This is a genomic window from Fusibacter sp., assembly GCF_057447755.1.
The window spans coordinates 1-14,388 of the sequence record NZ_JBVBZF010000061.1 but is presented as its reverse complement, the minus strand read 5'-3'; the positions used below and the strand labels follow the sequence as shown (position 1 = coordinate 14,388).

Annotated in this window: 15 protein-coding genes and 1 pseudogene; all 16 read left to right on the top strand. The window is 38.0% G+C overall.

The annotated features are described in order from the left end of the window. A pseudogene (locus AC220I_RS09750) lies at nt 1–379 on the top strand (hypothetical protein); the annotation flags it as partial. 16 nt (nt 380–395) lie between these two features. Further along, on the top strand, nt 396–3,953 hold the full coding sequence (smc, locus tag AC220I_RS09745; RefSeq protein ID WP_486723633.1) for a chromosome segregation protein SMC: 3,558 nt from the start codon (nt 396–398) through the stop codon (nt 3,951–3,953). A gap of 43 nt (nt 3,954–3,996) precedes the next feature. Beyond that, nucleotides 3,997–4,914 carry a signal recognition particle-docking protein FtsY gene (gene ftsY / locus AC220I_RS09740; RefSeq protein WP_486723632.1) on the top strand — a complete coding sequence of 306 codons (918 nt, stop codon included), beginning with the start codon at nt 3,997–3,999 and terminating at the stop codon, nt 4,912–4,914. A gap of 70 nt (nt 4,915–4,984) precedes the next feature. Next, complete coding sequence (ylxM, locus tag AC220I_RS09735) at nt 4,985–5,326, top strand: YlxM family DNA-binding protein (protein WP_486723631.1); 342 nt, start codon at nt 4,985–4,987, stop codon at nt 5,324–5,326. 25 nt (nt 5,327–5,351) lie between these two features. Then, the gene (ffh, locus tag AC220I_RS09730) at nt 5,352–6,695 is read left to right on the top strand and encodes a signal recognition particle protein (RefSeq protein ID WP_486723630.1); all 1,344 of its coding nucleotides are present in this window, start codon (nt 5,352–5,354) and stop codon (nt 6,693–6,695) included. Nucleotides 6,696–6,762: 67 nt separating this feature from the next. Further along, nucleotides 6,763–7,014 carry a 30S ribosomal protein S16 gene (gene rpsP / locus AC220I_RS09725; protein WP_486723629.1) on the top strand — a complete coding sequence of 84 codons (252 nt, stop codon included), beginning with the start codon at nt 6,763–6,765 and terminating at the stop codon, nt 7,012–7,014. Nucleotides 7,015–7,073: 59 nt separating this feature from the next. Then, complete coding sequence (locus AC220I_RS09720; protein ID WP_069875563.1) at nt 7,074–7,304, top strand: KH domain-containing protein; 231 nt, start codon at nt 7,074–7,076, stop codon at nt 7,302–7,304. An 89-nt stretch (nt 7,305–7,393) separates the two neighbouring features. Beyond that, nucleotides 7,394–7,897: a ribosome maturation factor RimM gene (gene rimM, locus AC220I_RS09715; protein WP_486723628.1), complete on the top strand. Its 504-nt coding sequence runs from the start codon at nt 7,394–7,396 to the stop codon at nt 7,895–7,897. After that, entirely contained in the window at nt 7,894–8,634 is a 741-nt protein-coding gene (gene trmD, locus AC220I_RS09710; RefSeq protein ID WP_486723627.1) for a tRNA (guanosine(37)-N1)-methyltransferase TrmD, read from the top strand. The genes rimM and trmD overlap by 4 nt, the downstream gene beginning before the upstream one ends. 87 nt (nt 8,635–8,721) lie before the next feature. Beyond that, nucleotides 8,722–9,078, top strand: a complete 357-nt coding sequence (gene rplS / locus AC220I_RS09705) for a 50S ribosomal protein L19 (protein WP_486723626.1) — start codon at nt 8,722–8,724, stop codon at nt 9,076–9,078. A gap of 267 nt (nt 9,079–9,345) precedes the next feature. Beyond that, entirely contained in the window at nt 9,346–10,209 is an 864-nt protein-coding gene (gene ylqF / locus AC220I_RS09700) for a ribosome biogenesis GTPase YlqF (protein ID WP_486723625.1), read from the top strand. Nucleotides 10,210–10,211: 2 nt separating this feature from the next. Then, nucleotides 10,212–11,012, top strand: a complete 801-nt coding sequence (locus tag AC220I_RS09695; protein WP_486723624.1) for a ribonuclease HII — start codon at nt 10,212–10,214, stop codon at nt 11,010–11,012. Nucleotides 11,013–11,020: 8 nt separating this feature from the next. Beyond that, on the top strand, nt 11,021–12,727 hold the full coding sequence (locus AC220I_RS09690; RefSeq protein WP_486723623.1) for a hypothetical protein: 1,707 nt from the start codon (nt 11,021–11,023) through the stop codon (nt 12,725–12,727). 15 nt (nt 12,728–12,742) lie between these two features. Next, nucleotides 12,743–13,000 (top strand): EscU/YscU/HrcU family type III secretion system export apparatus switch protein, encoded by a 258-nt coding sequence (locus AC220I_RS09685; protein WP_486723622.1) that lies wholly within the window; start codon nt 12,743–12,745, stop codon nt 12,998–13,000. Nucleotides 13,001–13,018: 18 nt separating this feature from the next. Then, a complete protein-coding gene (locus AC220I_RS09680; RefSeq protein WP_486723621.1) occupies nt 13,019–13,369 on the top strand; it encodes a YraN family protein in 351 nt (116 codons plus the stop codon). Nucleotides 13,370–13,557: 188 nt separating this feature from the next. Continuing rightward, the coding region (locus AC220I_RS09675; RefSeq protein WP_486723620.1) for a magnesium chelatase domain-containing protein at nt 13,558–14,388 on the top strand (831 nt) is incomplete at its 3' end.

Here is a 14,388-nt window from a genome sequence, read left to right as displayed (position 1 = left end):
TGCCAATATTCCAGTGATTAGACTAGGACTTCAAAGGACTGATCTGATTGACGAAGGTAAGGAAGTTGTGGCAGGCCCATTTCATCCAGCCTTAAAGGAACTCGTCTATGACAAAATGTTTATAAGTGCCATTGCCCCCTTTCTTTTAAATACAAGGGAGAATGGTCAAGAAAATCATTTTACCGATGATCAAGTGGAAAACGAAAAGACCATTATGATTGAGGTTAATCCGAGGCAAGTAACCCATATTTTAGGACATGCAAAGGGAAATTTAAAAAAATGCAATGCACTTAAAAATGTATCGATTATTCAATCCGATGAAATATTGATGGATACGATTAGAATCAATAAGACAAATTTGATATCCATTATGAAATAAAAACTGGGGTGAAACTGTGTATTTAAAACGAATTGAGATGAGAGGCTTTAAGTCTTTTGCCGATAAAACAATTGTTGAATTTAAACAAGGTGTAACTTGTGTTGTGGGACCTAACGGCAGTGGAAAAAGCAATATAACCGATGCTGTAAGATGGGTACTAGGGGAGCAACGCATCAAAACACTAAGAGGCTCTAAAATGGAGGATGTCATCTTCAATGGTACTAAGCATAGAAAGTCCCTTGGACTTGCTGAAGTAAAATTGATCTTCGACAACGAGAATAATTTTTTCCCCCTGGAATATGAAGAAATTTCTGTGACGAGAAGGGTCCATCGGTCAGGTGAGAGTGAGTATCAGATTAACGGGATGCCTTGTCGATTAAAAGACATCAAAGAACTCTTCATGGATACTGGGATTGGTCGAGAGGGCTACTCCATAATTGGTCAGGGAAGAATAGATGAAATTTTAAGCAGCAACAAGGATGAACGTCGCATGCTCTTTGAAGAAGCGGCGGGTATTATTAAGTATAAATCAAGAAAAGAAGAGTCAGAGCGCAAGCTGAAGGCCACACATGAAAATCTCGTTAGGATTCAGGATATTCTCTCTGAAATTGAAGATCGTGTGGAACCCCTAAAGCATGAGAGTGAACGCGCAATTCGGTACTTAGAAGTAACCGAAACCTTAAAGAACATTGAACTCAATTATTTTGCCAATCGATATGGGGATTGCGAAAAAATCTTGATTGATGCCATCAATGAAATTCAGGCGAATTCAGATAAACTCATGGCAAATGAGGTGGATTCGGATACCATAAAACAGGCATATAATGAAAAGGATCAAACCTTATATAGGATAAATCGTGAGATCAGATTGAGTGAGGAAAATTTTCACAATCTCCAAAACCAGAAGAGCAGAACGCTTGGTGAAAAAGAGCTCATAGAGGAAAAAATCAACAATACGGACTCCAATATCAAACGTATTGATGAGGAGCTTAAGGAGATTGACCAAGAATATGAAATCACACAAAATCAGCTAAAGGACATTCAAGTAGAAAAATCGGCGATTTTGGAAGAACTCAATGCCTTTGATACTCAGATTGAAGCTCTAAACCAAAAATTAGAAGCTGAATCAAGTGCCCTTGGCAATATTAAGACTTCAAACGAAAATGAGCGCCAAGAAGTCATTGGCCTGCTAAATGACATCGAAATTAAGAAAAATGAAAACGAGAATTTAAGCCGATTTAAAAAATCCTTACTCGAGAAAATAGAATATGCAGAAATAGAATTTGATAAACTGAGTTCTCAAAAATCAGACGCGGATGCTTTTCACAACGATTACAGCAAGCAATTGAACCTGCTGCTTGATGCTCAGAAGGGCTTAAATGAAAAACTCGCTGAGAATTTAAAATCTGTACAGGATTTCAAGGAACAGGCGCAAACCAAACGCAAGCAGTTTGAACAGGTTAGCAAGGTCGTTTCTGATGCCTTGGCTGAGAAAAAAGTATTAGATACGCTTGAAAGAGAGTACGACGGCTATGACAAAGGGGTAAAGGATATATTGCTTAACCTACCAGACAAGACTGGTATTCATGGTATTGTCGCTACTTTAATTGACGTACCCAAGAAATATGAAACCGCTATCGAAGTCGCACTTGGCAAGTCTGTTCAGCACATTGTCTGTGACCATGTTAAAGATGCCAAACGATCCATAGATTATCTTAGAAAAAACGATCTCGGTCGTGTGACCTTCTTGCCACTGGACAATCTAGGGGACAAGGGTGAACAAATAGACGTTCTTAAACAAGCCAAAAAACAAAAGGGCTTTATTGGTGTTGCCAGTGATTTGCTCGGCTTTGAGCCCAAGTATCAGGTACTTGTCGAGTACTTGCTTGGCAGAATCATGATTGTGGATACCTTTGAAACAGCCAGTGACATGATCAAGATTAAGAACATCAAATACAAGGTCATTACCCTCAATGGGGATGTTTTGATTCCTTCGGGTACTATAACGGGTGGAAGTTTTAAATCTAGAATTTCTAATATACTGGGTCGAAAGAGAAGAATTGGTGAACTTGAGGCGGTCATTGAAAATGGTGAGCGTGAGCAAATTGAACTCGAAGATGCCCTCAGAGCTTTGGATGGATTGATTGAAGATTTTGAAGATAAACTCAGAAGTAATCGCCATGATATAGACCAGCTTAAGATGGAAAAGGTCAAGCTTGAAAATGCCAAGGAGAATCAAGAGGGTGTGATTCAATCCTTGACGGATTCACTCGAAAAGACCAAGAAGGATTTAGCGGTTTTACAGGTCGAATTTGATGATACAGAAGAGAATATTGCTCAAAATGAGGCGAAGATTAAGCTTGCTAGTGAACGCGTCGGTCAGCTTGAAAGCAAACTGTCAGATGTTATTGAAACCTTGAGTGAACTAGAACATAAGATTGAAGCGCTTAACGAGCAAATCACATCACTTAAAATTAAGCGAATTTCAACAGAACAGCTTGTGGAATTTAAGGATAGAGAGCTTGCAAGGGCAAAGGATGATTTGAATACGATTTCTCAAAAGAAAAGTGCTCGAATGGAAAATCTTGAAAGCCAGCAGTCTAGGAAAGAGGCCTTCTATGCTCAGGTGGATGACATTCAAAAGAGTATTGAGACCATAGTCCTTGAAATTGAAACCCTGTCACAAACGATTGAGGCTAAAAATAAGGAGAAATTTAAGCTCACTGGTGAAGTTAAAGCCCATCAAACGCAAATTGCTTCAATTCTAGACCTCTCAAATCGCATTAAAGAGGAAACGCATAAGTTAGAGGTCAAAAAAGCAAAACTAGAGGTAGAAAAAGAAACCATCATAGCAGAGCTATGGGATAAATACGAAATTACCATCGGTGAGGCCATGATGGCAGAACAAGTGCCAAGCCAAAAAGGTGAGATGAAGCAGCTCAAACAAGAACTTAAAATGATTGGTACAGTCAACATCAATGCCATTAAAGAGTATGAAGAAGTCTCTGAGCGCTACACCTTCCTAACCACCCAGCGAAAAGACCTTATAGAGAGTATCGAGCATCTTGAAAAGATTATTTTGGATCTTGAGAAGCGAATGATCGTCCTCTTCAAAGACCATTTTGAAGTGATTAATGATCACTTTAAAGGAACCTTTAAGGACCTATTCAGTGGTGGTGATGCAGAGCTTGTGCTTTCTGATTATGATGATATCTTAAATTGTGATATCGATATTATTGCGCAACCGCCTGGGAAAAAACTTCAGAGTATTAATCTCCTCTCTGGTGGAGAGAAGGCCTTAACCGCTATAGCCTTGTTGTTTGCAATCCTTAAAACCAAGCCCACACCATTTTGTATTTTGGATGAGATCGAGGCTGCGCTGGATGATGTCAATGTCTATCGCTTTGCAGATTTCATTAAAACCTATGCGGCAAGATCTCAATTTGTGGTTATTACCCATAGAAAGGGCACAATGGAGGTTGCAGATACGCTTTATGGTGTTACAATGGAAGAGTATGGTATCTCTAAGGTGCTGAGTGTAAGACTTGAAGATGTAGAGGGCAAATACAATTAGATTAAAAAATAAATAACAATAGAATCACTTAATAGGAGGCAATATGGCTTTATCTTTTTTTTCAAAATTAAAAGAGGGTTTAGATAAAACGAGAAAGGGCATCACAGATAAAATTGATGATCTCTTCAATAATTATGGTGAGATCGATGATGAAATGTTTGATGAACTTGAAGAAATTTTAATTATGGCCGATGTTGGCATGAGTACATCTATGAAAATCATAGAAAAGTTAAGAGAAGAACTCAAAATTAGAAAAGTGAAGGACTCAAGAGAAATCAAATCCGTCTTTAAAGATGTAATTGAGATGATTTTGAATGAAAACAATAACGTGCCCTTTAGTGTTGGCAATGAGCCAACCATCATTATGGTGATTGGTGTAAACGGCGTAGGGAAGACCACATCAATTGGTAAAATTGCGCACTCTTTAAAATCAGAGGGCAAGAAAGTGCTTATAGCTGCTGGCGATACTTTTAGAGCTGCGGCGATAGACCAGTTAAAAATTTGGGGCGATCGCGTTGGTGTTAACGTCATCCATCAATCAGAAGGATCAGATCCTGCTGCGGTTATCTTTGATGCGGTTCAAGCTGCAAAAGCGCGTAATGTGGATGTTCTCATCTGCGATACAGCGGGCAGACTTCACAATAAGGTCAATTTGATGAATGAACTTTCAAAGGTTTTCAGAGTTATTGAAAGAGAATTTCCTGAGGCTAAAAAAGAGGTGCTTCTCGTGCTGGATGCCACAACGGGTCAAAATGCAATTCAGCAAGCTAAAGTCTTTAATGAAGCCGCTGAAATTTCTGGTATTGTCCTAACCAAACTCGATGGTACTGCAAAGGGTGGCGTTGTACTTGCCATAAATTCGGAGCTCAGTATCCCTGTAAAACTCATTGGTGTGGGTGAAGGTATCGAGGATTTACAAAGTTTTGATGCACATGATTTTGTGGAGGCGCTTTTAAATTAAAATATTCGTGAATGTAAAGTAAAAATGCTTGACACTCATCCGTATTTGTTTTATAATTTGTGAGGTAGTTATGTTTGAGAAAAAACTTCGTCTAGTGGATTTATATGATTTTTACGGTAAGATGCTAACGGATAAGCAAAATGAAATTATGGATCTCTATTGCAATATGGACTTATCGCTTGGAGAAATTTCTGAGAATTTATCGATTAGCAGACAAGCCGTACACGATACCATAAAAAGAACGGATAAAGCACTTGAAAAGATCGAAGATCAATTGGGGCTTTATAAAAGATATATATCCAGACAAAATGATTTTAACGAGATATTGAGACTTATTGAGGCCTTTAGAAAGGACCACGATGAGACCCATATCGATCAGATAGAACAAATTGCAACAAAGCAGGTCGAATAGGTGTTGGCACTTATAGGAGGGAACATTGGTATTTGAAAGTTTAGCGGATAGATTGCAAAATGCCTTTAATAACTTACGTGGCAAAGGCAAGCTGAATGAAAAAGACGTAAAAGAAGCAATGAGAGAGGTTAAACTCGCTCTCCTTGAAGCCGATGTTAACTATAAGGTTGTAAAGGATTTTGTAAAAATAGTAACAGAACGTGCTGTTGGTGAAGATGTTTTACAAAGTTTAACACCTGGACAGCAAGTTATTAAAATTGTTAATGAAGAATTAACGAACTTGATGGGTAAAACTCAAAGTAAAATAGAGTTTTCATCAAAACCACCAACCATTATACTCATGGCGGGTCTGCAAGGGGCTGGTAAGACAACAACTTGTGGTAAGCTAGGGCACTTGTTAAAGAAATCAGGTAAAAGACCACTTTTGGTAGCCTGTGACATCTATAGACCTGCAGCGATTAAACAGTTACAGGTTGTTGGGGAAAAACTTGAACTTCCAGTATTCACTATGGGAGATAAGGTTAGTCCGGTGGATATTGCAAAAGCTGGTGTGGAGCATGCAAAGAAGTTTGACAATGATGTGGTAATCCTAGATACAGCTGGTAGACTTCATATTGATGAAGCACTTATGGCTGAATTAATTGATATAAAAGCGGCAGTTGAGCCAAAAGAAATATTGTTAGTGCTTGACGCCATGACAGGTCAAGATGCGGTAAACGTAGCAGAACATTTTAATACCCAACTTGAAATCGGTGGTGTAATCCTTACAAAACTTGATGGTGATACGCGTGGTGGTGCAGCACTCTCTGTACGATCAGTAACTGGTAAGCCCATTAAATTTGTCGGTATGGGCGAAAAATTGACAGATCTTGAAGAGTTTTATCCAGACCGTATGTCAAGTCGAATCTTGGGCATGGGTGACGTTTTGTCACTGATAGAAAAAGCTCAAGAAAACTTCAATGAAGATAAAGCCAAAAAGCTTGAAAGCAAAATGAAAAATATGACTTTCGACCTTGAGGACTTCTTAGATCAACTAGAACAGCTTCAAAACATGGGACCCTTAAGTGACATATTGGGCATGCTTCCGGGGATGAACAATAAGGCCATGAAGGGACTCCAAGTTGACGATAGAGATTTAATTAGAACCAAAGCCATTATTCAGTCCATGACGCCGGGGGAAAGACAAAATCCTGATATCATCAATGCAAGTCGTAAAAGAAGAATTGCAAAAGGCTGTGGTATGGAGGTTTCAGAGGTTAACAAACTTCTGAAACAGTTTGACCAATCCAAGAAAATGATGAAACAATTTGGTCAAATGGAAAAGAAAATGAAAAAAGGCGGTGGAGGCTTCAAGTTTCCATTCTTCTAAAACAAAGCAGTTTAAATAAGCATATTGAATGCTTCATTTATAAGAAATCAATGAGGAGGTGAAATACATGGCAGTTAAAATCAGATTAACAAGAATGGGCTCTAAAAAGAAACCTTTCTATAGAGTAGTTGTAGCTGATTCAAGAGCTCCAAGAGATGGTAAATTCATCGAGCAAATCGGATATTACAATCCAGTTGCAGAAGGAGAGCAAGTTAAACTTGATGTTGAAAAAGCAAACAAATGGTTAAGCACTGGTGCTCAACCTACTGATACAGTTAAAGCGCTTTTCAAAAAACACGGAGTTTACGAAGCTAAATAATTTGGGTTTTCGAAGAGACTTTAATCTGTAAGGATTAGAAGACAGTTAGAGGTGATTAAATGGGCGAATTAGTTAAAGTTATTGCAACTTCACTAGTTGATAATCCAGAAAGCGTAGAAGTTAGAGAAATTGAAGGATCACAGTCTATTATAATCGAATTAAAGGTTGCAGCGGATGACATGGGAAAAGTGATTGGCAAGCAAGGTAGAATTGCTAAAGCCATCAGAACTGTGGTAAAAGCGGCAGCTACAAAAGAGAATAAACGCGTGGTTGTTGAGATCATTCAATAATTAATACGTAAAGCTATTTCAACGTGATCTCACTAGAAATAGCTTTAATTTTTTTATTTTTATTTATAATGTTAATTGCGGAGGCTTGTATGAAGGCAACATTCAATATGGGAAAAATTGTGAATTCACATGGTGTAAAGGGTGAGGTTAAAATTTACCCGTTTACAGATGATTTATATAAATTTGAAGACTTTGAATACTTATTAATTGAAGGTGAAGGCGAGAAAAAATTCGAGGTGGAATCTTCAAGAGTTCACAAGAACATGGTCCTTCTCAAGTTTAAAGCATTTAATGATATAAATGAGATTATCAGATTTAAAGAAAAGAACGTTTACATTTATCGAGATGATGCAGAAGATGATGGCGAAGGTCACTATATCGTTGATTTAATTGGTTGTGCAATTCTTGATGAAAATGGCAATAAAGTGGGTATCTTAGAAGATGTGCTCCAGAATACAGCTCAGGATCTTTATGTGATCAAGCAAACTGGCGGCAAGGTTTTCTATTTGCCGGTTGTTGATGAATTTGTAAAGCATATTGATATAGACAAGAAGGAGATTGTTGTCCATATCATCGAAGGGTTGATCGAATGAAGTTTAGAATCTTGACGCTTTTTCCTGAAATGTTTAGCGCGGTTACCGAGGTGAGTATTCTAGGGAGAGCACTTTCAAATCAGCATATAGAAATTAAGTGTAGTGACATTCGTGCTTTTTCTAAAGACAAGCATAAAAAGGTAGATGACTATCCCTTCGGTGGCGGTGCCGGTATGGTGATGAAAGTAGAGCCCTTAAGGGATGCTTTAATTTCTGAGCCAAGGCATGAAAATAGCAGAGTCATCTATTTGACCCCTAAAGGTGCAACACTAACACATGAAAAAGTGGTGTCTCTATCTCAATATGATGAACTTGTCTTGGTATGTGGCCATTACGAAGGTGTGGACCAGCGTTTCATAGACAAATATGTAGATGAAGAAATCTCTATAGGGGATTATGTTCTCACGGGTGGTGAACTGGCTGCCATGGTAGTGATTGACAGTGTTAGCCGTATGGTTGAAGGTGTTCTTAAAAATGATGGCTCGGCTGAGGAAGAAAGTTTTTCAAACGGGCTGCTTGAGTATCCTCATTATACAAGACCCCAGAATTTTGAAGGGGACGAGGTGCCGAGTGTTTTACTTTCGGGTAACCATGCTGAAATCGAAAAATGGCGATATCAAGAATCTGTTAAACTCACTGCTTTGAGACGACCTGAGCTATTAAGTGAAGGTCAAAAACAGGAACTCAAAGACAATTTTGTTAAGAAGAAAAAAAGGCTTGAAAAAAAACGTTTATAATGGTATAATACATCTTGTTATGTATATCGGGCGGTCCTCTGTAAGATTATGCTTATAAGAACGTCTAGAGAGAAAGGAAGAAATAGAATGAATCAGAATATTCTTAAAACACTTGGAAACGAACAATTAAAAGAAAACATCACACCTTTTAACGTTGGAGATACTGTAAAAGTTCACTTACGTGTAATCGAAGGTAAAAGAGAGAGAATCCAGATTTTCGAAGGTATTGTCATGAAAAGACAAGGCGGCGGAATCGCAGAAACTTTCACTGTAAGAAAAATTTCTTATGGTTGTGGCGTTGAGAAAACTTTACCATTACACTCTCCAAAAATCGAGTTAATCGAAGTAGTAAGAGAAGGTAGAGTAAGAAGAGCTAGACTTAACTACTTAAGAGATAGAGTGGGTAAAGCTGCTAAGGTTAAAGAGAAAAAAGTACGTAGATAGTGAAGTGAAAAGGGACTGAAAAGTCCCTTTTTGTTTTTGTATACACCAAAAATTGAGCCGAAAGCTGTGATGGGGAATGATGGGCCTTAAAATCCGTCAGCGAAAACCTATGCATAAAAGAGTGCAGTATCATTATATAAATATTCTATGTTATAATTAATGATATACATGTTCTGAAAAGCTATTATAAAGTACAAAAATAAGGACTTTATTATGAAGATTGTGATCCTTAGGATCATTTAACAATAGATTGAAAAGGAGTAATAAATGAGTATAAACTGGTACCCGGGGCATATGAAAAAAACAAAGGATTTGATACAAGCAAATCTAAAGCTTGTGGACATCGCCATAGAATTAATGGATGCGAGAATTCCTATTAGCAGCAGAAATCCTCAATTTGATGACCTCTTAAAAGGTAAGAAACGTGTGATAGCACTTAATAAGGCTGACCTCGCTGATCCTCAAAAGACAAAGCAGTGGATTGAGTATTATGCAACTAAGGGGATAAAAGCAATACCCATTAATTCCCTCAGTGGACAAGGCATCACACAACTGGTGAATGAAATTAAGCTTGAATGTAAAGAACAGATTGATAAGGCCCTTAGCCAAGGTAGACTGGTAAGACCTATACGCGTTATGATCATCGGAATTCCCAATGTGGGTAAATCGACTTTAATCAATCGACTGGCAGGAAAGAATGCGGCGGTTACTGGTAATAAGCCTGGTGTCACTAAGGGAAAACAGTGGATTAGAATTAATAAGGAAATCGAACTCTTTGATACCCCAGGTATTCTTTGGCCTAAAATTGAAGAAGACATGCAAGGTGTGAAATTGGCTTGCTCAGGCGCAATTAAGGATCAAATCTTAAACATTGATGATATCGCATTTCATCTCATTCATATGTTGATGCAACAGTATCCTGAGCAGTTTAAGACAAGATATATGCTGGAGGATGAGACTGATCCTGTGGAAATAATGGCGTTTATAGGCCGTAAAAGAGGCTGCCTGCTAAAGAAAAACGAAATTGACTACGAAAAGGTAGCGAGAATTGTTTTGGATGAATTTAGAAAAGGGACAATTGGGTTAATAACACTTGAAACGCCGAGTGACATTTTGGTAGATGGAGAATAAAGATGGAAATGATCCTAAAAGAAGCCATTGGTGCAGATCAATCGATTAAGTCAATCAAAGCTTTTGTTGTTGAACAGCCTTTTGAGTTATATGAACAAATGATTGAGATTCTAAGTCAAGATAACAGGAAGGCAGTACAGACTTTAAAAGATCAATTGGTTAAGAAGAAGGCTGCCCATGAAAAGGAATGTGCAAGGATGGAAATGATGTTTGAATTTGAACGTGAGCTCAAATCAAGTGGCATGACATTTGTTGCAGGAATTGATGAAGTTGGAAGAGGACCTTTAATTGGCCCAGTTGTTGCAGCGGCAGTAATCTTGGATGAAAAGACCGATTACTTTGGCATCAATGATTCCAAAAAACTAACCGCAGACCAAAGACAAGTCTTTTATGATAAAATTACACAAAATGCAATTGGATTTGGTATCGGAATGGCATCACATGATGAAATAGATGAAATCAACATATTAAATGCCACCAAACTGGCTATGAAAAGGGCTGTAGAAGCGCTACAGAAGTCTGTAGCACCTGAGTGCCTTTTGATTGATGCCCTTAGACTGGATGATATTCCCATAAAGCAAGTCAGCATTATAAAGGGTGATGCAAAAAGTGCTTCAATCGCCGCTGCATCCATTGTTGCTAAGGTCACTCGGGATGAACTTATGCAGACACTTCATCAAGCATATCCCCAGTATGGTTTTGATACCAATATGGGATATGGAACAGACTTACATTATGATGGCTTAAGAAAACATGGCATAACACCTTTTCATAGAAAGAGTTTTTTAAAGAACTTTAAGTGAGGTAGATTATGAGAATCACTCAAAATCAAATTGTCAACAAAGCGGTTATTTTGGAAACGGCAAAGCAAGATCAAGCAAAAAATCTTGTGGGGAAGACCATTGAAGGCATTGTTACAGCTGTCAATGGTAACAAGATCACCCTGTCTCAAAATGGACAATTGTTAAATCTCATAAACGATTCTGCCACGGTATTTCAGACAGATCAAAAAGTGCAGTTATTGGTAACTGGTTTTACGGATGGGGCTTTGACGGCGACGCCACTCGCTCAGAATGCTTCTGAAGATGCCCCTCTACAAATGCTTGAACGCTTTGGCGTCGTATCAGATACAAGCAATCGTGAAATTGCAGAGGCCATGATCAAGTATGATGTACCAATGACTCAAGACAATTTTAATACGATGAAACAGAACTTGGCAGCTGCCAAGGCATTTCTCAATGACATTCAAATGGCGCCTGATAAAGCGGCATTAATTGACGTTGAAAAAACACTTAAGGAAAATGTTCTTAACTTCATGAAGCTTGATCAACAAGCGCTTGCATCTTCTGCTGATAAAGGGGATTTGGTCAAAATGCAAACGGACCAAATGTCACTAAATGAGAAAGTAATCCCTTCTGGGGCATCGGAAGAGTCTGCTTTGCCATCAGAAAAGGTTATGGTACAATCTGAATCAGTAATAGTTCAGTCTTCAGCTCAACTAGACCAAGAAAAGCTTGTTATGGTTAAGTCGTCGGCTATGTCAAGTCTTCCTGAAAATGCAGGACTCCAAGAAAATGAGCAAGTTTTACCTAATGGGGCCAGGATACAAGCCGTAACCAGTGATGTTTTAGAGTCTGAAAAATTAGTTCCGCCAGAAAAAGAAGTGCTAAGTTCGACCCTATCTAATTCTGAACAGATATCATCAGCAGAAGGTAGCCAGACCAATATCGTCAAAGCGCTCATGCGCGACCTTGTAAGTGTGGTTTTTGACAAGCCCTCCGAGGCCTTTCATGAGGTTGCAGAGAAGTTAGTGAGCCTTTTTAATTTAGAAGAAGATGCCATTTTCACAAAAAATAATTTGGACTTAAACCTAAAGAACTTATTTGTGCTCAACCAGCTTAAGTTCACTGAAAAAAGTGTAGGAAATGGTTTTTTTGAGTTGTCTAAAATCATTGGAAATTCAAAATTGTCAAAAGAAGATTTACTAATGCTTCAAGAAATTTTAAACGAAGGCTTAAACGACAAGTTTGATGAGAATGAAAAACTTTTAAAGGTGGCTCAATTTATCAAGGAGAGAACTGAAGATGCTTCAACCAAAGAAAAAATAGACAAAGAGGTTCTTTTTATTAAGGATGCCAGTCAAATGACGAAACAATTAAATGAACCCTTATTTTACATGCAAATTCCCATTAAGATGGATGCCTATGAACGTTCTGTGGACCTATACTATAGAAGGAAAAAAAATTCAGATGACAAAGATGACTTTACAATATTAATTGCCTTAAAAACAAATCACTATGATGAAGTGAGATGCATCATTGAGAAGAAAAAAGATCAATATGTATTAAACTTCAAACTTGCCAATGAAGAAATCAAGGACTTGTTTGAAAGTAAGTCTCTTGCACTTGAAAATCAATTGGCAGGAAGGTCATATATTTTGAAATTCACAACACAGGAAGTGTCTGATGAAAAAATGATGGAGACGCCAAAGCAAAGCATGATTGATATCAAAGTTTAAGGAGGGGCTGATAATATGGAAAAAAAGATGGCGACAGCTTTAAAGTTTAATCCTGATCAAGATGCAGCTCCGCAGATGATTGCAAAGGGACTGGGACTTATTGCGGACAATATCATTAATAAGGCAAAGGAAAACAATGTCCCTATTTATGAAGATGAAAAGCTCTCTCGACAATTGTATCAGCTTGAAATAGGTGATCAAATACCCTATGAGCTCTATGAGGTCGTGGCAGAGGTTTTGGTTTTTATCAGCAATGTCGATCAGTCCAAATAAGGTAAGGAGAAAACAAAAGTGAATAAAAGAGCGCTTGGTAACAAGGGAGAACTTAAAGCTGAAAACTGGTTGATTGAAAATCAATTTGAAATTGTGGAAAGAAATTTGTATACGCCTTTCGGAGAAATTGATCTTATTGCCAAAAAGTTTGACGTTTATTACTTTGTAGAAGTGAAATATAGACGCACTTTGAAATATGGCAGTTCAAAAGAAGCTCTGACAAACTCAAAGCTAGACCATATGCGGAAGTCGGCCTTACATTATATTAAGTCTCAAGTTCAATACATAAAATATAAGATAAGCTTTATGGGCATCCACGATTTAGACGGTAAGGTTGAAATGATATGGATTGAGAATGTTTTTGATTAAAACCATCTCTATTCTAATGAAGAAAATGAAGATTATAAAGAGAATCTCTTAATGGGGTTCTTTTTTGTTGAACGAATATGTAAAATAATGTAAAATAAGATAAAATATGATAAATTGATTTGGTGACAAGGTCCCCTTACTCTAATAAGGGCATATGGGGTAAAAAGTGAAATGGAGGTCATGAGCATATGGTAAGTAAAATCAATACAAGTGTTCTTTTTGGTATAGAGGGAATTCCAATAGAAATTGAGACCTTCATCAGCAGAGGGCTACCCCAGTATAATATCGTTGGCTTGCCCAATCAAGTTATTAGAGAATCAAAGGAAAGGGTAAGGTCGGCTGTTAAAAATAGTGGTTTTAAGTTTCCGGATGAACGTATCACTCAAAACATGTCACCTGCCAATATCAAGAAAGAAGGTGCCCATTTGGATCTTGCCATTGCCATTGGCATACTGGCAGCTTATGAAGCCATAGAAACTGAAGGGTATGCCTTTTTAGGGGAACTTTCATTGGAAGGACTGATCAAGCCGATTAAGGGTACATTGAGTTTGATAGATGGCTTGAGGCAAAACGGGTTTTGTAAAATAGTTTGTCCCCTAGAAAACTACAATGAAGCCAAGTATATTGAGGGTGTGACTCTATATCCTTATAGCGATTTGGAAAAACTCTTTACAGACCTCAAACAGGGTCAATTGAAATCGTTTGAAAGCCTTGAACAAAAGATAGGGAGTGGTGTTCAATATGATTTTGATTTTGAAGATGTTAAGGGTCAGGAAATGGCTTTAAGAGCGATGCAAATTGCGGCAACTGGATTTTTTAATGTCCTGATGATCGGTCCGCCGGGATGTGGCAAGACTTTAATCGCAGAACGTGTGATCACCATACTACCTGAACTAGACCTTGAACAAAAGATAGAACTCACAAAGGTTTACAGTTTGTCTGATGAACTTAAATCCTTTGAGCTTAGGGGCTTGAGACCGGTACGTTCACCTCATCATTCCATAACCAGGCCTGCCTTG